Annotated in this window: 16 protein-coding genes; 7 read left to right on the top strand and 9 right to left on the bottom strand. The window is 51.5% G+C overall.

Annotated features, from left to right (window positions below):
- Window positions 1-268 precede the first annotated feature (268 nt).
- Window positions 269-2851 carry a TonB-dependent receptor domain-containing protein gene (locus TH63_RS02570; protein WP_076606386.1) on the top strand — a complete coding sequence of 861 codons (2583 nt, stop codon included), beginning with the start codon at window positions 269-271 and terminating at the stop codon, window positions 2849-2851.
- Window positions 2852-3506: 655 nt separating this feature from the next.
- On the top strand, window positions 3507-6047 hold the full coding sequence (locus tag TH63_RS02565; RefSeq protein ID WP_048919550.1) for an outer membrane beta-barrel family protein: 2541 nt from the start codon (window positions 3507-3509) through the stop codon (window positions 6045-6047).
- A 142-nt stretch (window positions 6048-6189) separates the two neighbouring features.
- Here TH63_RS02565 and TH63_RS02560 read toward each other — a convergent pair whose 3' ends face one another.
- The 5 genes from TH63_RS02560 to TH63_RS02540 form a co-directional block, all read right to left on the bottom strand.
- Window positions 6190-6825: an HD domain-containing protein gene (locus tag TH63_RS02560; protein ID WP_048919549.1), complete on the bottom strand. Its 636-nt coding sequence runs from the start codon at window positions 6823-6825 to the stop codon at window positions 6190-6192.
- 235 nt (window positions 6826-7060) lie between these two features.
- Entirely contained in the window at window positions 7061-8926 is a 1866-nt protein-coding gene (gene nadE / locus TH63_RS02555; protein ID WP_048919548.1) for an NAD(+) synthase, read from the bottom strand.
- A 253-nt stretch (window positions 8927-9179) separates the two neighbouring features.
- Window positions 9180-9842, bottom strand: a complete 663-nt coding sequence (gene rnc, locus TH63_RS02550) for a ribonuclease III (protein WP_156180769.1) — start codon at window positions 9840-9842, stop codon at window positions 9180-9182.
- 92 nt (window positions 9843-9934) lie between these two features.
- Window positions 9935-11188, bottom strand: a complete 1254-nt coding sequence (gene fabF / locus TH63_RS02545; protein ID WP_048919547.1) for a beta-ketoacyl-ACP synthase II — start codon at window positions 11186-11188, stop codon at window positions 9935-9937.
- Window positions 11189-11266: 78 nt separating this feature from the next.
- On the bottom strand, window positions 11267-11503 hold the full coding sequence (locus TH63_RS02540; protein WP_048919546.1) for an acyl carrier protein: 237 nt from the start codon (window positions 11501-11503) through the stop codon (window positions 11267-11269).
- 176 nt (window positions 11504-11679) lie between these two features.
- Here TH63_RS02540 and TH63_RS02535 point away from each other — a divergent pair, with 176 nt between their 5' ends.
- Complete coding sequence (locus TH63_RS02535) at window positions 11680-12105, top strand: IPExxxVDY family protein (protein WP_048919545.1); 426 nt, start codon at window positions 11680-11682, stop codon at window positions 12103-12105.
- A 3-nt stretch (window positions 12106-12108) separates the two neighbouring features.
- Window positions 12109-13539 (top strand): pyruvate kinase, encoded by a 1431-nt coding sequence (gene pyk, locus TH63_RS02530; protein ID WP_048919544.1) that lies wholly within the window; start codon window positions 12109-12111, stop codon window positions 13537-13539.
- A gap of 797 nt (window positions 13540-14336) precedes the next feature.
- Here the strand turns inward: pyk and rpsT are convergent.
- On the bottom strand, window positions 14337-14594 hold the full coding sequence (rpsT, locus tag TH63_RS02525; protein ID WP_048919543.1) for a 30S ribosomal protein S20: 258 nt from the start codon (window positions 14592-14594) through the stop codon (window positions 14337-14339).
- Between the two features lie 468 nt (window positions 14595-15062).
- Between rpsT and TH63_RS02520 the strand changes: the two genes are divergently transcribed.
- Complete coding sequence (locus TH63_RS02520; RefSeq protein WP_048919542.1) at window positions 15063-15479, top strand: BrxA/BrxB family bacilliredoxin; 417 nt, start codon at window positions 15063-15065, stop codon at window positions 15477-15479.
- Between the two features lie 150 nt (window positions 15480-15629).
- Here TH63_RS02520 and TH63_RS02515 read toward each other — a convergent pair whose 3' ends face one another.
- From TH63_RS02515 to recQ, 3 genes are all read right to left on the bottom strand, one after another.
- The gene (locus TH63_RS02515; protein WP_048922539.1) at window positions 15630-16919 is read right to left on the bottom strand and encodes an acetyl-CoA hydrolase/transferase family protein; all 1290 of its coding nucleotides are present in this window, start codon (window positions 16917-16919) and stop codon (window positions 15630-15632) included.
- Between the two features lie 186 nt (window positions 16920-17105).
- Window positions 17106-18410: a phosphoribosylamine--glycine ligase gene (gene purD / locus TH63_RS02510; protein ID WP_048922538.1), complete on the bottom strand. Its 1305-nt coding sequence runs from the start codon at window positions 18408-18410 to the stop codon at window positions 17106-17108.
- 173 nt (window positions 18411-18583) lie between these two features.
- Complete coding sequence (recQ, locus tag TH63_RS02505) at window positions 18584-20761, bottom strand: DNA helicase RecQ (RefSeq protein WP_048919541.1); 2178 nt, start codon at window positions 20759-20761, stop codon at window positions 18584-18586.
- 73 nt (window positions 20762-20834) lie between these two features.
- On the opposite strand from recQ, the gene TH63_RS02500 reads away from it, so the two are divergent.
- Both TH63_RS02500 and TH63_RS02495 read left to right on the top strand, forming a co-directional pair.
- On the top strand, window positions 20835-21803 hold the full coding sequence (locus TH63_RS02500) for a KpsF/GutQ family sugar-phosphate isomerase (RefSeq protein WP_048919540.1): 969 nt from the start codon (window positions 20835-20837) through the stop codon (window positions 21801-21803).
- 1 nt (window position 21804) lies between these two features.
- The gene (locus TH63_RS02495) at window positions 21805-22881 is read left to right on the top strand and encodes a mannose-1-phosphate guanylyltransferase (RefSeq protein WP_048922537.1); all 1077 of its coding nucleotides are present in this window, start codon (window positions 21805-21807) and stop codon (window positions 22879-22881) included.
- Window positions 22882-22907: the final 26 nt, after the last annotated feature.

Here is a 22907-nt window from a genome sequence, read left to right as displayed (position 1 = left end):
AATCCCTTTTATTCCCTTCTTTCCCCATCGGGCTCCTTGACTGGAGTAGCTTCGCTGTTTCTTTTTTCCTGCTTTTTAAGGCAGAAGTTAAGGTTTTGTTAAAACCTTTCTTTTTGTCTTCGCCTCTGTAATATTCTCCTCCTTGGTCATACTAATGCTTCAATTGCTCAGATAAAGGGTGTCTGGCAGGTGGGCGGCAAGTTTGGCAGTGCCCGTCTCTGGCTTTCCCTTTCCCTGGCAACCTTGCTCTTTTTTCCTTTACACCTTTATGAAAAAGCTTTTACTCCTCACCCTTTTAAGCTGCGCGTCCACCGCTTCTATCTGGGCACAGGCTCCCACCAATTCCCGTCCTGCGGAGGGTCCATCGGCCCCCGCTCCTTCCTCGGCTTCAGCCACGCCACAGGGCACCGGCCGGATAAGTGGCGTGGTGGTAGATTCTACCACCAGCAAACCCGTAGAGTTTGCCACTATTGCGCTGGTCAATGCCAGCGGCAAAACCGTTGATGGCACCGTTACGGATGAGAAAGGTCGCTTTACCCTTACCCGCGTGGCCTCCGGTACTTACACCTTGAACATCAGTTTTATTGGCTATGACACCAAAGAACTGAAAGGCGTGACTATTTCCGGGCAGGATTCAGACGCAAATCTGAACCGGATTTCATTGAGCGCCTCCCAGACCAGATTGCAGGAGGTAACCGTGGTGGGCGAGAAACCCCTCATTGAAGACAAAGTAGACCGCCTGGTGTACAACGCCGACAAAGACCTGACCAACACCGGGGGCACCGCCGCCGATGTGATGCAGAAAGTACCTTCAATTGCCCTGGACCAGGACGGAAACATACAGATGCGCGGTTCCTCTAACGTGCGCGTGCTCATTAACGGTAAACCTTCTACTGTGATGGCGGGCAGCGTGGCAGACGCGCTCAAGCAGATTCCGGCAGACGTGATCAAGAGCGTAGAGGTGATCACCAGCCCATCGGCTAAATATGACGCTGAAGGCACGGCTGGTATTGTGAACATTATCACCAAGAAAAACAGCCTGCAGGGAGTAACCGGTTCTGTTGCGTTAACCGGCGGTACGCGCTCCAGCAACGCCAATACCAACCTCAGCCTGAAGCAGGGCAAAGTGGGCGTAAACGTGAATGCGGGCGCCAACCGTTTTTACAGCAAAGGCGGCATGGACATGACCCAGATCAATCAGGCCATCTACAAAGACAACCCCAGAACACTTCAGGAGGAAGGCGATAACCCCAATACCCTTTTCATTGAAAAAGAGCGCACCACGGAGAACACCACTAGCCAACTGGGTACCAGCACGGTAGACGGTATGTTCGGGTTTGGGCAATTAGGCCTGGACTATGACATTAATGAAAAGAATACCTTGTCTGCGGGCATTAGGGTCAATTCTGGCAGCTTTAAACTGCGGTCGCACCAACAGGCAGATTTCACGCAGGCCGACCAGAACGAAGGCAAGACAGGCTTTACACAGCCTAGGCTGCTGGACCAGTACCGCCTTTCCATGAAGAACAACAACAAGCGCCTGAGCATGGACCTGAACATGGACTATACCCACTTATTCAAGAAACCGCAGCAGGAACTGACCTTACTGGCGCTTTACAGCCAGACCCAACAAGACAACAACGTAAACCAGACCAGGTATGAAATGGAGGGCCCGGTAAGAGCCATTACCCTCAATGAGAACGAAGGCCTGAACAAGGAACTCACCTTCCAGGCAGATTACGCGCACCCCATGCCCAAAAATACGCTGCTGGAAATTGGCGCCAAAGGCATCCTTCGTGATGTTTCCAGTGAGTCTCTCTACAACGGCGTAGACCTGAACAGCGGCTTCTCCTATGACCAGAACGTATTGGCCTCTTACCTGTCTTACGGGTTTAACCTGAACAAAAAGACCGCCTTGAAGTTTGGGGGCCGGTATGAGTTCACAGATGTGGCCGGCGACTTTGTGAACCCCGCCCAGGATTTTACCACCAACTATGACAATTTCATCCCCAACATTACGCTGGCGTATGATTTAAAGCCGAACATGAAGCTGCGCACCACCTTCACCCAGCGTATTCAGCGCCCGCAGCTGTTCTTCCTGAACCCGTACCGTCAGCAGCAGGGTCCTAACCTGGTGGTTTTTGGTAACCCAAGACTGGATGCGGAGTTAACCGATGCGTACGAGATCAACTACAGCACGTTCTTCAAGACCTCTTCCATCAATGCCTCTGCGTACATGCGCATCACTGATAATGCCATTGAGCAGGTCTCAGAGGTCACCAATGACACTACGTTTGTTACCTTCAACAACATCGCCAAGAACAAAACCTATGGGGTAACGCTTTCGGGCTCTACCAAACCGGTGCCGGCCTGGAACGTGAACGGAAACGTGAACGTGTATTACGTGGAGCTGAACGCGCCTTTTGCCTCTAACTCAGGGGTTATGTACAACATCAACGTGAGTTCCGGCTATACCTTCGGGAAAGGCATAAGCGCCCAGTTCTCGGGTGCTTTCAACTCCCGCAGGGTGTCATTGCAGGGCAAGAACTCTTCTTTTTCCAACCATAACCTGGCCATCAGGAAAGAGTTGTTTGAGAAAAAAGGCTCTATCAGTTTAGGCATGGACAACCCGTTCAGGGCGGCTCTCAAGTTTGACAACCGCATGGCAGGCTACAACCAAACCACAGGGCTTCCTTTCAGCACCAACGCGCTTATAACCCAGTATAACCGCGGCTTTAGAATGAGCTTTGAATACCGCTTTGGCAAGCTGCAGCAGCAGGGACCGCCTAAACGCAAAAAATCTATTAGAAACGATGATGCCAAGCAGGGTGACACCGGTGGCGTGCAATAAGAGTTAGGTTTAGTTAGTGAAGAAGGGCGGTGTCAGCAATGGCATCGCCTTTTCTTTTTCTGTTCTACGGCTGTTTTCAGGAAAACGGGCCCAAAACAGGTTTCAGGTAGAGCCTTCTTAAAATATTAAAGTTACTATATACAATACTTAAATATTTAGTGCCGTTAAGATTTCAACACCGCCGGTGATAGAATTATAAACAGGAATAGCACGCTTTTCTCTGGTATGATAACTTCTTACTTCCAGCTACTATCCAAGAAGAGGTCTAGCGAATAAATAAAGATAAAGCCTGGCGGAGGCACGTGTTAATGCCTTGAACAAGAACACATAATAAGTGCTTCAGGAGATGTAATAAAGCAACCAACACGGCTACTAATAAGCCAGTTTAGCCCTGTTTTCAGGAAAACGGCCCTTATTCAGAAAATATGCCTGCCACGTGCAACTATTACCGCTAACCATTGTCTATAAGGTACCAACCCCTTCCCTACCCCAGAATGTATCTTTCATTTTATAAAGCATAAGCCATTAACAAATTCTTTACCTGAGTGACACTGCCAGAGAAGCGAGTCTTTTCTGGCAGTGTCACTCAGGGGTCCTCAATCCAAGCCTATATTCTTATTCTATCCTTCTATAACCTTCCTTCAAAAAATCCTTCATGCGTCACCTATTCCTTACGGCCTTGCTGGGTCTGGCTTCTGTCTCCAGCCTTTTGGCCCAAACTCCTTCCCAGATTCCTCTTCCTTCTACCGCTACGGCAGCGGGTGGCGGCGGGCAACGGATGGCCACTGGCAAGATCACAGGTGTGGTCACAGATGCCTCCACCTCTAAACCCGTGGAGTTCGCCACCATTTCCCTGGTTTCCGCGGCTACCGGCAAGCCAATAGACGGCACCGTGACTGATGAACGCGGTCGGTTCACGCTTTCCCGGGTGGCTCATGGCACTTACTCGGTCACGGTTTCCTTTATTGGGTATGAGACCTACACCCGGCCCGCGTTTACGCTTTCTGAGCAGGACAATGAAATGGTGTTGGGTAATATCATGCTCAAGTCAACCCAGAACAAATTAAAGGAAGTAACGGTGATAGGTGAAAAGCCGCTGGTGGAAGACAAGGTGGACCGCATGGTCTACAACGCCGAACAGGATATCACCAACATTGGGGGCAATGCCTCAGACGTGCTCAAGAAAGTACCTTCGCTCACCGTAGACCTGGACGGGAACGTGCAGCTGCGCGGCTCCTCTAATGTGCGGGTGCTCATCAACAACAAGCCGTCCAGCATCATGGCCAACAGCGTGGCAGACGCGCTGCGCCAGTTCCCTTCAGACATGATCAAGACCGTGGAGGTGATCACCAGCCCCTCGGCCAAATATGACGCCGAAGGTACCGCCGGTATCATCAACATCATCACCAAGAAGAACTCCATCACGGGCGTGAACGGAAGCGTGAGCACCTCGGTAGGTAACCGCAGCGCCAATGGCAACACCAACGTGAATGTGCGCCGCGGCAAAATAGGCTTCAACGCCAACCTGGGCACGCACCAGCAATACAACAACAAAAACGAAAGCGAGCTGGAGCGTTTTATCAAGACAGGGTCCACGGCCGAGGATTTCTCCAGTTCCCTTAACCAGAACGGTTCTTCCAGCCGGCGCGGCGGCGGCGTTTTTGGCCAGGTAGGCTTTGACGCCGATCTGGATTCCATGAACAGCATTTCGGCGGGCGTGAACCTGTACCAGGGCCGGTTCAACAACAAAGGCGCACAGCATTCCCTTACTACCTACCAGGACGGCACCGAGGAAATACAGTCTGCCACCAGCAGTAAAAACAAGCACAGCTCCCTGGACCTGAACCTGGGTTACACCCATATCTTTAAGCCACAACAGGAACTGGCCGTGCTGGGCCAATGGACCAAAGGCGCCATGGACAACAGTTCTGGCCAGGACAATGACATTCTGCAACGCTATAGCAATAACCCCAGGCTGCTGGAAACCCTTCGCAATACCAATGAAGGCGGTAACCGCGAAGCTACCTTGCAGGTAGACTACACCCACCCTTTCCAGAACAAAACCCTCTTGGAATTTGGCACCAAGGCCATTTTACGGCGCGCCGAAAGTGACGCCCTTTACCGCCGTACCTTCGCCGGAAATCCCAACGAGGAAGCCGAACCCAATGCCTTCACCTATGACCAGGACGTGTACGCCTCCTATGCCTCTTACGGCTTTAAGCTGGGCAAAAACTACAACGTAAAAAGCGGCGCCCGCTATGAGTACACCAACCTGCAGGGCAATTATATAGCCCCTTTTAGGCCGGCGTTCACAGACAATTACGGCAACTTCATCCCTAATGTGATGTTGTCCCGCACTATCAAGAACCAGACCTTAAGAGTAGGCTACACCCAGCGTATCCAACGCCCGCAGATCTGGTACTTGAACCCGTACGTGAATGAGAACGATCCCAAGAACGTTTCCTTTGGGAATCCGGAGTTGGAGCCTGAGTTGACGCATGCGTATGAACTGGGCTACAGCAGCTATTTCAAGACCAGCTCCATCAACATGTCTGTGTACTGGCGTCAGACCAACAATGCCATTGAATCTATCCGGAATATTGTGGGCGAGCCGGGCGCATTGCCCATCAATGAGGCTAACTGGCAGAAGCAGGGCGTGGCGTATACCACCTACAGCAACATTGGTAAAAACGCCACCTACGGGTTAAGCCTCTCGGGCAACACCAAGCCAATGCCCAAATGGAACGTGGGCGGATCTTTGAACCTGAACTACATTAACCTGCAGAGCACCTTCCAGAACAATGCCGCCTGGCAGTACAACGTGAACATGAACACCGGCTATGACTTCGGGAAAGGTTTAGCTGCGCAGTTCTTCGGGAACTACAGCTCACCCAGACCTACCATCCAGGGCAAGTTCTCCGGCTACTACTTCTCCAGCTTTAGCGTGCGCAAGGAGCTCTGGGAGAAGAAAGGCACCTTGAGCGTAGGCATAGACAATCCATTCGCTAAAGCCATGAAGGTAACCTCAGAACTTGAGAACCGAAACTTCGTGCAGAACACCATCAACCAAAACTATAACCGGGGCGTGAAAGTGAGCTTCTCCTACCGTTTCGGGAAAATGGAAATGAACCAGCAGCCCAAGCGAAGTAAGAAATCCATCAGAAACGATGACGCCAAAGCGGGAGAGTCTAACTAAGCTTTGTAGATCTTGATCAAAAAAGGAGCACCTGCCAAACAGGTGCTCCTTTTTTTTGCCCATGGTTAAACCAGATTTGGCAAAAGGAAGGCTTTGGCTTAGCCGCAGGTTTCCGTTTTACGCCTGTTTTGGCCAAAACGGCTCAAAAACCCAAGTCCTCTTCTTCCTCCAGACTGCGGTTCTCTCTTTGGTCTTCCAACCGGTACAAAGCTGTTTGGGCCTCATAGCAGGCCAGCATATACAACCGGAACGGCTCCGCATTTCTTAGGACCTCCAGTACGGCCACAATTTCCGGCACGTACACCCTGGCAAAGCTAATGTCATAGGCAATGATATCGCGGGTGTTGTCAATGATATCAGCTAGTTTAATAGTCTGGGCCCGGGGCGAAATAGTGGCTAGCCGCTGGCGTTCCATTTCTTTGCGGCGCCTGCGGTTGTGACCCGGAGCCTGGGCTTTGGTGAACTGATCGGTGAGGTCAATGACCATCTGCAGGACCTCCTCAGGTTTGGTGATGGTGTCCTGGCACACCTCTTCCAGAAAGGCTTGCAGCTCCGGCACCGTCACGGGCGTGTCTTCCAGCACGTCATGCAAGAGCGCCGCCATGACCATGCCCGTGGTTCCGCCATAGGCCATGACCGTCTGGGCTACCCGCTCCAGGTGCCGCACGTACGGCTCAAAGTTGAACTTGCGCTGCTGTTCCCCGTGCGCCTCAACGGCAAAGGCCCAGACTTTCTGCTCCAGCATATTAAAGTAGGGCGGGCATTCCAGCGTTTCCATAGAAGGCTATTGAGGATTAAGTTGAGGTACGGTTGAATTTGGGTCTGTCACGTTTCAGGCCTGTTTTACCCAAAACACCTCTAAAACAGTTATAGCGTCAGAAACGGAACCGAGTGTGCGTATAAGAAGAAACCAGAGGGAGATGTAAAACCCTGAACAAAAAAAGCCCCGTCTGTTTTTGGCCTGTTTTCCGCAAAACAGGCCAAAAACAGACGGGGCTTTTCTCCATACTAAGTTAACGGATTCCCACCTCGGTCAGTTCTTCCTTAAAGCCTCCGCTCAGGATAGGGAAGCGTAACCAGCTGCGTGGGTCCACGTTGTAATCATCTAAATGGAAGGCCGGGGCGTAGCGTTCGCGTTTCCACTGGTTACGGCTCCAGAGCGTGTAGAACCGTTGCACAAAGCTTTTCAGCTGGTCATCTGGGTACGTACCCCTAAGGTTGGCAAACACCTGTTGCGGCGAGAGGCGGTCATAGAATGCCATGCGCTCAATCTGGTTCAGGAGCGGGTACGGCATCAGGTCCTCTTCATCGGTTTGGGTATTGGCCAGCGGCCGCAACTCCGCCGAAGGCTGCAGGTTGTTCACGTACTGCAGGCCGTCATAGCCCAGGTGCTGCTGGGCCCACACCAACCATTGCCGCACAAAGGCCTTGTCTACGCCCGCAATAGGCGAGATACTGCCGGCCGTGTCCCCGTCCATGGTAGCATAGCCCACTGAGGCCTCTGACCGGTTAGAGGTGGCCAGCAACAGGGAGTTGGTAAGATTGGCCATCATCCAGATGCCGGGGGCCCTTACGCGGGCCTGTATGTTCTGCAGCGTAATGTCATCATGCTCCCAGGTAAGCCTGCGGCCGATGGCGTTTTCTATCTTGCTCTGGTAGCTTCTTACCTCCTCGTCAATGGTCCAGTTGTAGAACACCGCACCAATGGACTTGGCCAGTTCCTGGGCAGATTGGAAGGTGTTGTCTGAGGAGTTGACCGTGCCCTGGTAAGCGGTCACCAGCAATTTGCCCACTAAGGCGTTTCTGAGCTCTTTCCCGGAAAGTAGCTTCAAATCAGAAACTTCATTGGGCGTACAGCAGTTGGTCTTGCGCGCAAATTCCTCCAGGCCTATCTCTTCCACCGCGCGGTGCACCATCTCGGCCACGGCCACGGCCACCAGAGAGGAATCGGCACCGCCGCTTAATGAAAGTACAAAACCCCGGCTGCGGCTCTTGCGCAGGTAGTCAAACAAGGCCACCGTGATGGCGGAGATGAACTCTATGTTCTCGTCTACCGGCGGCAAGGGCGTCACGTCTACCACAGGCAAGGGGCTGTCAAAAGAAACCTCGGCGCACTCAAAGTCCACGCTTTTGAAGGAGAGCAGTTGGTTGCGTAGTACCACGTTCCCGTTCTGCGCGATCAGAATCTCGCCGTCATAGATCATCTTACCGGCCTCATTGCCCAATAGGTTGACGTAGAGATAGGTGCATTCAAACTGCTTAGACGCATCTACCACCAGGTGGTAGCGCACATCGGTCTTGCTCATGGCAAAGTGGCTGGCGCTGGGGTTGATAATGAGTTGCACGCCCTTGGGCTTATGCCGGTAGGCGGGCCGGTTCTCGTTGCGCCAGGCATCCTCGCAGATCTCAAACGCGAATTTCACGCCCTGGTGCTCATAGATGATATCGCCAATCTGGTAGCTCTGCCCCAGCATCTCAAACTCCTGCACCGTGTTGGCCACCCACGAACTGAACCAGCGGGTCTCATAATGCACACCGTCATTTGCCAGGAATTGCTTGGCGGTAAAGCCTACAATCTCCTTGTTCTTGATCACGCAGGCGGTATTGTAGGTAATGCCGTTCAGCCGGATGGGAAGCCCCACGCAGACTATTACGCCCTCGCACCACTCCTTTATCTCCAGCAGCTTTTCAAAGCATTCGGCAGAAAACCACTCACTCAGGAAAAGGTCTTCGCAGCCGTACCCGGGAATGCTCATCTCAGGAAGGCAAAGGATATCTACTTTCTGCTCTTTGGCCTGCTCAATGGCCGTTTTGATATTGTTCAGGTTATTTTCCCAGTCAAGGGGGGTCTGGTTGAGGGCGGCGCCGGCAAGTTTCATAGTGCGGTTGGGTTAATGGCTTTTCTAACGCAGGAACCAGGTTCTGAGTTAGGAAAAGACCTTTGGGCAAGGTCTCAAGCCATTGCAAAACTAAGAAGCTTACGGGCAGAAGCAACTATCTGCCAGAATTTGGACCCGCCAGAAAAAGGAAAGAAAGAAGGGAAGTAAAGAGTTTGCTTTAGCCAGGGCATATAATTCCTGGCCAACCTGTTTTGGGGCTGATTTCAGGAAAACAGGCTTAAAACGGAAAGGGTTACGGGAGTTGGGTGCCGGCGGCCTTCAGCACTTCCATGCTTTTCTCGGCGGCGGCTTGCTCGGCCTTCTTTTTGGAGAGGCCGCTGCCAGAGGCGATGATGTCATCATCTACCACCACGGCGGCGGTAAACTCTGTGGTGCTGCCAGACTGCTTCTGCCCCACAATCTCAAACCTAATGCTACGGTTCTGGCCTTGCGCCCACTCTATGAGCTTGCTCTTGAAATTGCTGGTGGTGGTGGTAAGCTGGTGCAGGTCAAAGTGCGGCTTCACCAGTTTCTTCAGGATGAAGTCTTTGGTGTCTTTGTAGCCTTTGTCCAGGTAGACGGCGCCTACCAGGGCCTCCAGGGCGTTGCCATTGATGAACTTGTGGCGGGTCACGCCAGAGATATTGTCAACCTTGATCAACGAATTAAGCCCAACCTTTACGGCCAGGCTATTCAGAGACTCGCGGTTCACCATGCGGGACCTTATCTCCGTCAGGAAACCTTCGTCTTTGTAAGGGTACTTCTTGAAAAGATATTCGGCAATGACTGCGCCCAGAATGGCATCTCCCAGAAATTCCAGGCGCTCATTGGTTTCCTGGTTCCCTTTCAGGTTCTGGCGCACAAAGGAAGTGTGCGTGAACGCCAATTGGTACAGGTGCAGGTTGTCAGGTGCCATGCCCGTAATGTGGGTCACGGCATTGACAAAGGCCTTATCTTTATAAAAGAATTTGTTGATCGCGCGAAAGACCGGTCTGATCGGGCTCAACACTACTCACTGAACTTTTTGAAAATCACAGATGTGTTGTGGCCGCCAAACCCAAAGGTGTTGCTCAAGGCAATGTTTACCTCGCGCTTCTGTGCTTTGTTAAAGGTGAAGTTCAGTTTAGGGTTAAACTGCTCATCATCTGTAAAGTGGTTAATGGTAGGCGGAACAATACCGTTCTGGATAGCCAGGATAGACGCTACGGCCTCAATTGCGCCGGCTGCCCCTAAAAGGTGGCCTGTCATGGATTTGGTAGAGCTAATGTTCAGGTTATAGGCGTGGTCACCAAAAACTGCCTCAATGGCTTTGGCCTCCCCTACGTCACCTAATGGAGTAGAAGTACCGTGCACGTTGATGTAGTCTACCTGTTCTGGTTTGATACCGGCATCTTTCAAGGCGTTTTTCATCACATTCAAGGCACCTAATCCTTCAGGGTGAGGAGCGGTGATGTGGTACGCATCGGCAGACATGCCGCCGCCAATGATCTCGGCGTAGATTTTAGCACCCCGGGCTTTGGCGTGCTCGTACTCTTCCAGCACAATGGCCGCGGCCCCTTCGCCTAACACAAAACCGTCACGGTCATTGTCAAACGGGCGGGAGGCGGTCTCTGGAGAAGAGTTGCGCTCAGAAAGGGCTTTCAGGGCATTGAAACCACCTACTCCGGCCTCGGTTACGGCTGCCTCAGAACCACCGCTCATGACAATGTCTACCATACCCAACCGGATATAGTTGAAAGAGTCAATAAGGGCGTTAGTAGCCGAAGCACACGCAGACACCGTGACAAAGTTGGGGCCTCTGAACCCGTATTTGATAGAGATATGACCGGCGCTAATGTCGGCGATCATTTTGGGAATGAAGAAGGGATTGAACCTGGGGGTCCCGTCGCCGTTGGCAAAGTTCACGCATTCCTCCTGAAAGGTGCGCAGACCGCCAATGCCAGAACCCCAGATCACGCCAATGCGGTCTTTGTCCAGAGACTCATCCTCCAGATTGGCGTCTTTTACTGCTTGGTCGGCAGCAATAACAGCAAATTGCGTAAAGAGGTCCATCTTGCGGGCCTCTTTACGCTCAAAGTATTGCTCCGGATCATACCCTTTAACTTCGCAGGCGAATTGGGTTTTGAATTTTGATGCATCAAAGCGAGTAATGGGCGCTGCCCCACTCACCCCGTTCACGAGGCCGTTCCAGTATTCAGAGACAGTTATCCCCAGGGGGGTAATTGCACCAAGGCCAGTTACGACAACTCTCTTAAGCTCCATACGCTGCTAGTAGAGGGAAAGAACCTGTATTGAATAGGTAAAATTGGATCAATAAAAGAAAAGGAGAAGGTGCAAAAATTATTTTGCGTGCTCTTCCAGGTAGCTGATCGCTTGGCCTACCGTTGCAATATTCTCAGCTTGATCGTCTGGAATAGATACATTGAATTCTTTTTCAAATTCCATGATCAATTCTACGGTATCAAGAGAGTCGGCACCCAGGTCGTTTGTAAAGCTAGCCTCAGGCGTTACCTCAGATTCTTCAACGCCTAATTTGTCAATAATGATAGCTCTTACTTTTTCTGCGATTTCTGACATTTTTTTAGAAGTTTTTTAAAACACAGTGCAAAGAAATAGATTTGGCAACACAATGTCAAACAAATTGTGAGCAATAGTTTTATTATGGCACTTTTCTAGAAAGGGTACTTGTGTTTCCAATTCCCTTCTTTAACTTGCCATCCCAATATCAAACTTACAACAGAGTACCACATTCCATGAAATCTTTCCGTCTAGACATAGAACATGATTTTGATTTCGATCTTTATGGAGTGGTTTCATCCAGCAAAGAACACACCTTGGCTTGGGCTTTGAACCAGTGTTTTAGGATAAGACTGGTAAAACAATCAGACCTGTGTATTGATTTTCTGAACAAGGGCCGCTTGGTGATCTCCAATTACCTGCACCGCGCCGAACACGGCTCCCTGCGCCTGCTGCGCAACCGGTCTGTAGGCACCAGTACCCTGGCCTCCCCTTTTCTGGTACCGGATATTAAAGAGTATGACTATGTCATTCAAATAACTGGCGGGCTTACCCATTTACAGCAAGAGCTCCTCCAGACCTTAAATGCCGTACCGCTGGTGCAGTACGTGCGCTCCTTTGACCCACATTGTTTACGTTTTAAAGAAAACCTGCTTTTTTAGCGCATGGCTATCCATTTCAACAAAACCAAGATTATTGCCACCGTTGGCCCCGCCAGCAACACCCCTGAACGCCTTCGCGCCCTCATTCAGGAAGGGGTAGATGTTTTCCGCCTTAACTTTTCTCACGGCACCCACCCAGAACACCTTAAAGTAATTGAGCACGTACGCGCTATCAATGCCGAAGAAGGTTTCAATATTTGCCTGGTGCAGGATTTGCAGGGCCCAAAGATCCGTCTGAATGATATAGAGAACGGCGCCGTTGAGATTGTAGCCGGCCAGCAAGTAACTATTGTCTGCGACAAATCTGTAGGCACCTCTACCCGCCTTTCTACCAGCTACCTGCGCCTGGCGCATGACGTGCGCCCCGGTGACGCCATTCTGATTGACGATGGCAAGCTGGAACTGACGGTGATCAGCACCGACGGCGACAAGGAAGTTTTGACTGAGGTGGTATACGGCGGCGTGGTGAAACCCCGCAAAGGTATTAACCTGCCAGACACCGTGGTGACGGCCCCGTCCCTTACCGAGAAAGATATCCAGGACCTGCACTTCGGGTTGGACAATGACGTGGAGTGGGTGGCGCTTTCCTTTGTACGCAAGGTGGAAGACATCCATGAGATCAAGCGTATTATTGCCGAGCGCGGCAAAGACACCCGTGTGATTGCCAAGGTGGAGAAGCCAGAGGCTATCCGCAACATTGACTCCATCATTGAAGCCACAGACGCCGTCATGGTGGCCCGTGGTGACCTTGGGGTGGAGATAGGTATGGAAGAAGTGCCTATGCTCCAGAAGATGATTGTGGAGAAATGTCAGGCCGTTGGTAAGCCCGTGATTATTGCTACCCAGATGATGGAAAGCATGATCACTAACCCACGCCCCACCCGTGCCGAGACCAACGATATTGCCAACGCCGTTATGGATGGGGCCGATACGTTGATGCTGAGCGCGGAGACCGCCGCCGGTGCCTACCCTATTGAGACTATCCGGAGCATGAACCGCACTATTCAGTCTGTAGAGTCACAGGCCGAAGTGTTCCACCGTAATTTTGTCTACAACCCAGAGGGAGACACTTTCATGAATGACACCGTGGTGGCCAGCGCCGTAGGCCTTGCCCGCGACACCGATGCCCGCGCCCTTATTGGCTTGACCAAGTCTGGTTACACCGCTTTCCAGCTGGCCAAGCACCGCCCGAAATCGCATATCTTCATTTTCACAGACAACCGCGCGCTGCTCACTACCCTTAATCTGGTTTGGGGCATCAGAGGGTTCTACTATGACCGCTTTGTGTCTACAGATGATACCATCTCTGACCTGAAGGAGATCTTGCTGCGTGAAGGCCACCTGGAAAAAGGCGACGTGTTCATCAACATTGGTTCTATGCCAGTAATGGAGAAAAAACGCGCCAACATGATCAAGTTGAGCATTGTGCACTAGGAGCCGCTAGATTTTAGTAGCTAGATTTTATAAAAGCAGAAGGCCCGTCTCCATAGAGACGGGCCTTCTGCTTTTATGTGCCTTTTGATTTGGGCAGGCAGCATCCTGGCTTGCTTTTTACAGGAAGGATATAGTTTGACGTTTCTGTTTTGGGGCTGTTTTTGGAAAAACGGGTTGGTAACGGGTTGATCTGCAAAAGTGGTCATCCCCTACCCCTTCAAGGGGACGAGAAAGAGGGCAATGCGTGCGGACAGGTCAAGCCCTGTCCCTACAAGGAATACTTCGGATTTAAATGTTGTGCGTAGAGTTAGCGGCAGCACCCTACGCAAGCTAGACAGACAATCTCTTGATTGGCGTTACAGGAAAGGCGAGTAAGTAAGATGGCGTTCTGTTACTTCTGCCGTAGGGACAGGGCTTGACCTGTCCGTTTCGGTTCAAGCAGTAACCTACCTTCTCTTTTGTTCATCCGTTCCAAACCGTTGGCATTTTGAGGCTGTTTTAGGGAAAACGGGCTCAAAACGAAATTCATCACTCCTAGGGGTTACCCTGACTTCAATGGGGGACGTTATGCGTGAAAGTCACGGAAGCAAATCCGCCCCATACATAGGAAGGTGTGAGCTGAGGCTGTCGCCTCAGGGAAGCTGAAAGCTTCCGCCATAATAGGTCCAAGTTGGAAACTTGAACCAAGGAGAAAGGAGAAACGCCCTAGCAACTAAAAATGGCCGCAACACAAAAAGCCTTGCATATAGCAAGGCTTCTGATGGTTTACCCAAGAAGGATAAAACTACCTAAAAAAACTAGGCAGCTAAGCTATTTACAAATTTAGCCAGTTTAGACTTGTTGTTGGCCGCTTTGTTTTTGTGGATCACATTCTTCTTGGCTAGCTTGTCCAGCATACCAGATACCGTCTTGAACAGCTCCTGCGCCTCAGCTTTGTCGGTTGTGTTTCTTAAACGCTTTACAAAGGTACGGGTAGTTTTCGCCTGATAGCGATTCAGCAAGCGTTTCGCGTTGTTAGATCTGATTCTCTTTAATGCTGACTTATGGTTAGCCATGGTTGTGAATATAGATAAATGCTTTTGACTCTGATTCTAAATGAGTTTGCAAAACTACAAGCTTGCCCGTTAAATTCCAAGAAACTTTCTTAAAATTAAATCAACCGCCTGCTACTTTCCGCCTTTTTAAACAGGCTTGCAGCAGGAGAAGGGCTATTGTGAAGGTTTTGCCCTGCAAAGGTAACATTTCTATAAATGTGGTTCTAGCTTTGCAGCAAAAGTTTTCGTGAAAGGTTTCCACATTCAGCAACCGGTTGCCGTACTGCCGGGCCCAATCTTGTCCTCCCTTGGGCCGATCAATCGAGAGCCATTCTCTTCCATTCTCCCGCTGGACGGAGCCCGGGCAGTTTCAGGGGAAAGAATAACTATCCTTTTGGAAACCAGAAGCGTGGGTGCGGTGTTTTGCCCTTGATTTCGTAATTTTACGTCATAACCAGAATTCACCTAAAATCACCTATACCCATGGCAATGTATCCTGAATATATGGTAGCCCCAATCCGGGAAGACCTAACCTCTGTCGGCTTTGAGCAATTAATGACGCCTGAAGAAGTAGAGGCCGTATTAAACCAGAAAGAAGGCACCGTTTTGGTGGCCGTAAACTCTGTGTGCGGTTGTGCTGCCGCAAAAGCCCGCCCCGCCCTTAAAATGGCCGTGGCCAGCAGCGACCAAAAACCCGCTAAACTGGTAACCGTATTTGCCGGCATGGAAGCCGATGCCGTAGCGAAAGCCCGCGAATTCATGTTGCCTTACCCTCCATCCTCTCCTTCTATTGCTTTGTTCAAAGACGGTGAACTGGTGCACATGATTGAGCGCCACCATATTGAAGGCAACGACCTTACCCGCATTGTAGACAACCTGCAAGGCGCTTTCCAGGAGTACTGCTAAGCACTCCGTACTACCCTAAAACAGGAAGGCCTGACTGTAAAAAGTCAGGCCTTCCTGTTTTAGGGCCATTTTCAGGAAAACAGGCTTAAAACGTATTTATTATTGATTGTTCACTGCTTTGATCAGCAATTAGCAATCCGAAATCAACAATTAAAAAATCTTAAACCGCTCAAAGGCCTTCCGCTCCAGTTCGGCCTGGTGGGTGGGGTGCGCAATGCGGATCAGTTCTTTGGCCCGCTGCCTTAGGTTCTTGCCGTACAGGTCAGCTATGCCGAACTCTGTGACTATGTAGCGCACGTGCGCCCGGGTGGTGGTTACGCTGGCGCCCGCCTGGAGCATGTTCACAATCTTAGAGGTGCCGTTACTTGTGATAGAGGGCAAGGCAATGATCGGCTTGCCACCTTCAGAAAGGGCGGCCCCGCGCATGAAATCCATCTGGCCGCCCACCCCGGAGAATTGGTAGGTTCCAATGCTGTCGGCGCAGACCTGGCCGGTGAGGTCTACTTCAATGGCGCTGTTGATGGCTGTTACCTTGGGGTTCTGCCTGATAATGGCGGTGTCATTGGTGAAAACGGCCTCCTTCATGACTACCATGGGGTTGTCATTCAAGAAATCAAACACTTTCTGTGAGCCGTTCACAAAGCAGGAGACAATCTTATTTTTCAGGATTTTCTTTTTACCCCCGGTAATGACGCCTTTCTCCACTAGCGGGATAATGCCGTCTGAGAACATCTCGGTATGGATGCCCAGGTGTTGGTGGTTGCCCAACTGCGCCAGCACGGCATCTGGTATTCCGCCAATGCCCATCTGGAGCGTGGCCCCATCTTCTACCAGTTCGGCCACCAGTTTGCCTATCTGCGCCTCTAACTGGCCTGGCGCCTTGCTGCAATGGCCCACCAGCGGGTCTTCCACCCAAACCTTCGCCTGGAACTTACTTATGTGCACCACCCCATCGCCGTGGGTACGAGGTACGTGCGGGTTTACCTGGGCAATCACCATCTTAGCTGTCTCTACCGCCGACAAGGCCACGTCTACTGACGCCCCCAAAGTGCAATAGCCGTGCTTATCTGGCGGAGATACCTGCACCAGGGCCACGTCCAGAGGCAGAATGTTGCGCCGAAACAGGAAGGAAATCTCACTCAGGAAAATAGGGATATAGTCTGCCGTGCCGGCGTTGATCGCTTCGCGGATGTTACTGCCTACAAAGCAGGCGTTGGTCTTGAAATGACCCGCGTGCTCTGGATAGGTATAAGGCGCGGGGCCCTCTGTATGCACATGCATGACCTCCACGTCCCGGAGTTCTTCGCCGCGCGCGGAGAACGCGTTTATGAGCCGGAGCGGGGTCATGGCGGCCCCGTGGACAAAGACACGGTCACCAGATTTTATCAATTTAACTGCTTCCTCGGCAGTAGTATAGTCAGGACCAGGAGGCGGTGTCATGGGCTTCAGGCTTAAGTTTCTTGAATGCTGCCACAAAGATCATCTTCCTTACGGTAGCCTAAAATGACAAAGGCCGGTAACAGTACCAGCCTTTGTCATTTTAGTGCAATCCCTACTCTTTCTAATGGAAAGAGGCTTGCCCTGGGGCCTATAGCAGATGTTCAAGCACCTTATGCTTCAGAGAGCTTAAAACTTGGAGGCCGGCGCTTTTTTAAGGTCAAAGCCTATGTCATGCCTAAAGTAGCGGCCTTGCCATTTGATCTGGGCCGCGGCGGCATTGGCTTTCTTGAGGGCCTCTTCCATGTTCACGCCCAGTCCGGTTACGGCAATCACGCGGCCACCGTCTGTGACCACGGTGCCGTCCTGGCTCTGCTTGGTGCCGGCATGGAAGCAAAGCGTGTCTTCGGGCAGAGCCTTTTCTAAGCCACTGATTACTTTCCCCGTCTCATAGTCCTCGGGGTACCCGCCGGAAACCAGGAAGATGGTGGTGGCAGAACGGGGGTCTACTTCTATTTGGTATTGCCCCAGCTCATGGTCATGCAAGGCCTTGAACAGCTCAAACAGATCTGATTTGATGCGGGGCAGAATCGCCTCGGTCTCCGGGTCTCCCAGGCGTACGTTGTACTCAATCACGAAGGGGTCACCGTTGTAATTCATAAGGCCAATGAACAGGAACCCGCTGTACGGAATGCCTTCCTGCTGCAAGCCCTTCAGGGTGGGTTCTATGACGCGTTCCCGCACTTTCTGCATAAAGGCCTCATTGGCGAACGGAACCGGCGAGACGGCGCCCATACCGCCCGTGTTCAGCCCTACGTCTCCCTCGCCAATGCGCTTGTAGTCTTTGGCCTCTGGCAGCAGCACGTATTCCTGACCATCGGTCAACACAAAGGCTGAGAGCTCAATCCCTTGCAGGAACTCCTCAATCACCACTTTGTGGCCCGCCGAACCAAACTTATGATGCTTTAACATACCCGTGAGGGCAAAGCTGGCCTCCTCATAATCTTTGGCAATGACCACGCCTTTTCCGGCGGCCAAGCCGTCTGCCTTTAACACCACCGGGTAGGCATGGGTCTGCAGGTATTCCAGGGCCTGGTCATGGGTGTCGGTGGTAAAGGTCTGGTACCGGGCCGTGGGGATGCCGTACTTGAGGAGGAACTGCTTGGAGAAGTCTTTGCTGCCTTCCAACTGGGCGCCGGCGCGTTGCGGGCCTACTACCAGGATGTGCTGGAGGTATTCCTTTTCCGCGAAGTAGTCCGCAATGCCTTCTACCAGCGCGGCCTCCTGCCCTACCACCAGCATCATGATATTGAAATCGGTCGCGAATTTGGCCAGCTCTTCAAAGTTGGTGATGGAGATATCTACGTTGGTGGCTACCTGGGCCGTGCCGGCATTGCCGGGGGCCACGTAAATATGCTCGCTGTAAGGGCTTTGGCCCAGTTTCCAGGCCAGGGCGTGCTCGCGGCCACCCGCTCCAATAATCAGAACATTCATACACTCTTGGTTAGGGCCCGGGCCGCTGCCCAGGCAATACAAATAAGGTACTTTTTCCGTTTCGGGGCCGTTTTTCCAAAAACGGCCCCGAAACGGAGTGGTTTACAAAGGAAACAAAAAAGCAGGTGCTCACACACCTGCTTTTCGTTTTTCTATAGTTCCGCGGCCATTTTTTAGTTCGCGTATTTAGACAGGAACTTGATGCGCATCAGGCGCAGATCGTCCTCGGTGTAATCATCGGTGCCCAGTTCTTTAATGGCCGTGGCCATGTTGTCTGTGGTGGAGGTCATGAAATAGTCAATCACTTCTTGCTGGCGGTCATCATCCAACACCCCGTCTATATAGTAGTCCAGGTTGAGTTTGGTGCCGGAATAGCAAATGTGCTCAATCTCCTCAATCAGCTCAGACATGGTAATACCTTTAGAGGCGGCAATCTCCTCCAGGTCCATTTTCTTGTCTATCTGCTGAATGACGTAGATCTTGAGCTTTGACTTGTTCACCGTGGTTTTCACCACCACATCGGCGGCGGTGACAATGTCATTCTCCTCTACGTATTTGGCGATCAGTTCCAGGAACGGCTTCCCGAACTTCTGCACCTTGCCCATGCCCACGCCGGCAATATGCGCCAGGTCTTCTTTGGTGGTGGGGTAGGTGGTAGCCATCTCTTTGATAGACGGGTCCTGGAAGAGCACGTAGGGCGGCAGGTTCATGTCCTTTGCCAGTTTCTTACGCAGGGCCTTGAGCATGTCAAAAAGAACGGCGTCATGCCCGGCCGCAGCCTGGGTTTCCTCTTTCTCTTCTTCCTGCTGCACCTCCTCGTCAAAGTTGTGGTCTTTGGAGAACTTGATGGCATGCGGGCTTTTCAGGAACTTCTCCCCTTTCTCCGTCAGCTTCAAGACCCCGAAGGCCTCTATGTCTTTCTCCAGGTAGTCAAACAGCAGCGCCTGGCGCACAATGGAATTCCAGAACTGGGGTTCCTGCTCTTTACCCACGCCAAACACCTCTATCTGGTCATGCCCGTAGCTCTCCACGTACTGGTCTTTCAGACCGATGAGCACGTGTACCAGGTGCTCAATCCCGAAGCGCTGGTTGGTCTGCACCACAGCCTTCAGGGCATAGGTCAGTTCCTGCTCGGCCTCAAATTTCTCTTTAGGGTGCACGCAGTTGTCACAGAAACCGCAGTCTTTGTCATACTGCTCACCAAAGTAGTGCAGCAGCTGGCGGCGGCGGCAAACGGCTGAGTCGGCGTAAGAGGCCATCTCCTGCAGCAACAGCTTGGAGTTATCGCGTTCGGTTACAGGCTTGTCTTTGCTGAATTTCTCCAGCTTGACAATGTCATCATAGCTGTAGAACATGAGGCAGTTGCCTTCCAGACCATCGCGGCCTCCGCGACCAGTTTCCTGGTAGTAGCCTTCTATGGACTTAGGCGTGTCATAATGAATGACAAAGCGCACGTCTGGCTTGTCAATGCCCATACCAAAGGCGATGGTGGCCACAATCACGTCCACGTCCTCATTGAGGAAGGCGTCCTGATTGGCCATGCGCACGTTGGAGTCTAGCCCGGCGTGGTACGGCAGGGCCTTGATATCATTCACCTGCAAAAGTTCGGCTATCTCCTCTACCTTCTTGCGGCTGAGGCAATAGATAATCCCGCTTTTGCCTTTGTGTTTCTTGATGTACTGGATGAGCTGCTTCTTGGTGTTGTGCTTGGGCCGCACCTCGTAATACAGGTTGGTGCGGTTAAACGACGACTTGAACACCGAGGCATCATCCATCTGCAGATTTTTCTGGATGTCCAGCTGCACCTTGGGCGTGGCCGTGGCCGTGAGGGCAATGATGGGCAGGTTGCCTATGTTGTCAATGATGCCCCTGATCTTGCGGTACTCCGGCCGGAAGTCATGGCCCCACTCAGAAATACAGTGGGCCTCGTCAATGGCTACAAAAGACACTTTGGCCTGACGAAGGAAATCCAGGGTATCTTCTTTGGTAAGGGACTCGGGCGCTACGTATAATAACCGCACGGCGCCGCTCACCGTTTCTTTCTTCACTTTGTTCATCTCCGCTTTGGAGAGAGTGGAGTTCAGGAACTGGGCATTCACCCCAAACGCGTTCAACTGATCCACCTGGTTTTTCATGAGCGCAATCAAAGGCGAAATCACAATAGCGGTCCCTTCCATTGCCAGGGCGGGCAACTGGTAGCAAAGTGATTTCCCGGCGCCGGTAGGCATGATCACAAACGTGTTCTTGCCAGCCATGATGTTCTGGATAATCGCCTCCTGGTTTCCCCTGAATTGACTATAGCCAAAAACTTCCTTTAATTTGTCCTTTAATGATTCTTGTTTTACTAACATGAAAAGAGCTTGTTATTGCAAACAAGTGTTATAAGTACTGTCTTTTTGTTGTCTTGTCTAATACAAATCTAACTTGAATATCACGAAAAATATCAAAAGCATTGCAAAAAATGTCTTGCAAGAAGAAGCCGCCGCCATTCTTAAGCTGACAGACTATATAAATGAGGATTTTGAGAACTGCGTACAAGCAATCTTAAACTCCACCGGGCGGGTGGTGGTCACGGGCATAGGCAAGAGCGCCAACATTGCCTCCAAGATTGTGGCCACCCTCAACTCTACAGGCACCCCGGCCCTATTCATGCATGCCGCCGACGCCATCCATGGGGACTTGGGTATGATTCAGGCCAATGATTTTGTAATCTGCCTCTCCAAAAGCGGCAATACCCCAGAGATCAAGGTGCTGGTTCCGTTGTTGAAGCGCAAAGGCACGCAGTTAGCCGCCCTGGTTTCCAACGTGGATTCCTATCTGGCCCAGCAGGCCGACTTTGTCTTGAATGCCACCATTGAGCGCGAGGCCTGCCCCAATAACCTGGCCCCTACCACCAGCACCACGGCGCACCTGGCCTTGGGTGATGCCCTGGCAGTCTGCCTGCTGGAAGCCCGCGATTTCAGTAAGGAGGATTTTGGCGCCCTGCACCCGGGCGGTTCCCTGGGCAAAAGGCTTTACCTGAAAGTAGAAGACATTTACAGCCTTAATGCCGCCCCGCAGGTAAAAGAAGACGCCACCCTCAAGGAAATCATCATTGAGATCTCTTCCAAAAGATTAGGCGCCACCGCGGTCTTGGATAATTTTGGTACCTTAACCGGTATTATCACAGACGGTGACTTACGGCGCATGCTCTCCAATTTTGACAACCTGTCTGGGATTACCGCGGCAGCTATCATGACCCCTTCGCCACTTACCATTGACTGTGACGCCTATGCCGTGGAAGCCCTGGCTATCATGCAGCAAAAAAACATTACGCAGTTAATTGTCACCAAAGGCGGTACCTTTGCAGGATTCGTGCACCTGCATGACTTACTTAAAGAAGGACTTGTATAACATGAACAATAATACATTTGTTGTCATCATGGCGGGAGGCATTGGGAGCCGCTTTTGGCCCATTAGCCGGGTAAACTACCCCAAACAGTTTCATGATGTCTTAGGAACCGGTGAAAGCATGATCCAGACCACAGTTAAGCGGTTCAGGAAAGTATGCCCCCCGGAAAATGTTTACGTAGTCACGCACCGTGACTATGCCGCACTAGTACGGGAACATTTACCGGAACTGTCTGAAAATCAGATTCTACAAGAGCCAATTGGCCGCAACACCGCCCCCTGCATTGCCTACGCCTGTTACAAAATAGCCAAGAAGAATCCGCACGCCAATATTGTGATTGCCCCCTCAGACCACGTGATACTAAGGGAAGACGCCTTTATCAGTTGCGTGCATGAAGGCTTACAGGCCACGGCCACGGCCAACATTCTGGTCACGTTGGGCATTAAACCTACCCGCCCTGACACTGGTTACGGCTATATCCAGTTCCTGCCAGATTCTGAGCATGTGCTTAAAAAGGTGAAGACCTTCACAGAGAAGCCTTCGCTGGAGATTGCCCAGATGTTTATTGACAGCGGCGAGTTTGTCTGGAACGCCGGTATCTTTATCTGGAACGCACAGACCATTCTGCAGGCCTTCAGGGAATACCTAAGTGACATGGCCGAGACCTTTGAGGAAGGCAAAGCCGCCTTTGACACCGATAAAGAGGAAGCCTTCATCAATAAAGCCTACTCCCACTGTCGCAACATTTCCATTGACTACGGTCTTATGGAAAAAGCCAATAACGTGTATGTAATCCTGGGCGACTTTGGCTGGTCTGACCTGGGCACCTGGAACTCGCTCTACAGCCTGTCTGAGAAGTCTTCTGAGGGCAACGTCATAGATGGAAACGTGCTGCTCTATGACGTGCACAACTGCATTGTGAAGACGCCTCAAAACCAACTGGTGGTGCTGCAGGGGCTGGAGAACTTTATTGTGGCCGAGCATGACAATGTACTCATGGTGTGCCGCCGCGAAGATGAGCAGAAAGTAAAAGACTTTGTCTCTGACGCCAAAGCCATTAAAGGCCAGAACTACATATAACTGTATTGGCAGGCTTTAAAAAAGAG

The organism is Rufibacter radiotolerans (assembly GCF_001078055.1).
Lineage (GTDB): Bacteria > Bacteroidota > Bacteroidia > Cytophagales > Hymenobacteraceae > Nibribacter > Nibribacter radiotolerans.
Note: the sequence above shows the minus strand (reverse complement) of the source record. Positions and strands in the feature narration are given on the sequence as shown.

Coding starts and splice junctions, on each gene's coding strand:
- TH63_RS02570 (WP_076606386.1), top strand. CDS start 269: ATGAAAAAGCTTTTACTCCTCACCCTTTTAAGCTGCGCGTCCACCGCT.
- TH63_RS02565 (WP_048919550.1), top strand. CDS start 3,507: ATGCGTCACCTATTCCTTACGGCCTTGCTGGGTCTGGCTTCTGTCTCC.
- TH63_RS02560 (WP_048919549.1), bottom strand. CDS start 6,825: ATGGAAACGCTGGAATGCCCGCCCTACTTTAATATGCTGGAGCAGAAA.
- nadE (WP_048919548.1), bottom strand. CDS start 8,926: ATGAAACTTGCCGGCGCCGCCCTCAACCAGACCCCCCTTGACTGGGAA.
- rnc (WP_156180769.1), bottom strand. CDS start 9,842: ATGGCACCTGACAACCTGCACCTGTACCAATTGGCGTTCACGCACACT.
- fabF (WP_048919547.1), bottom strand. CDS start 11,188: ATGGAGCTTAAGAGAGTTGTCGTAACTGGCCTTGGTGCAATTACCCCC.
- TH63_RS02540 (WP_048919546.1), bottom strand. CDS start 11,503: ATGTCAGAAATCGCAGAAAAAGTAAGAGCTATCATTATTGACAAATTA.
- TH63_RS02535 (WP_048919545.1), top strand. CDS start 11,680: ATGAAATCTTTCCGTCTAGACATAGAACATGATTTTGATTTCGATCTT.
- pyk (WP_048919544.1), top strand. CDS start 12,109: ATGGCTATCCATTTCAACAAAACCAAGATTATTGCCACCGTTGGCCCC.
- rpsT (WP_048919543.1), bottom strand. CDS start 14,594: ATGGCTAACCATAAGTCAGCATTAAAGAGAATCAGATCTAACAACGCG.
- TH63_RS02520 (WP_048919542.1), top strand. CDS start 15,063: ATGTATCCTGAATATATGGTAGCCCCAATCCGGGAAGACCTAACCTCT.
- TH63_RS02515 (WP_048922539.1), bottom strand. CDS start 16,919: ATGACACCGCCTCCTGGTCCTGACTATACTACTGCCGAGGAAGCAGTT.
- purD (WP_048922538.1), bottom strand. CDS start 18,410: ATGAATGTTCTGATTATTGGAGCGGGTGGCCGCGAGCACGCCCTGGCC.
- recQ (WP_048919541.1), bottom strand. CDS start 20,761: ATGTTAGTAAAACAAGAATCATTAAAGGACAAATTAAAGGAAGTTTTT.
- TH63_RS02495 (WP_048922537.1), top strand. CDS start 21,805: ATGAACAATAATACATTTGTTGTCATCATGGCGGGAGGCATTGGGAGC.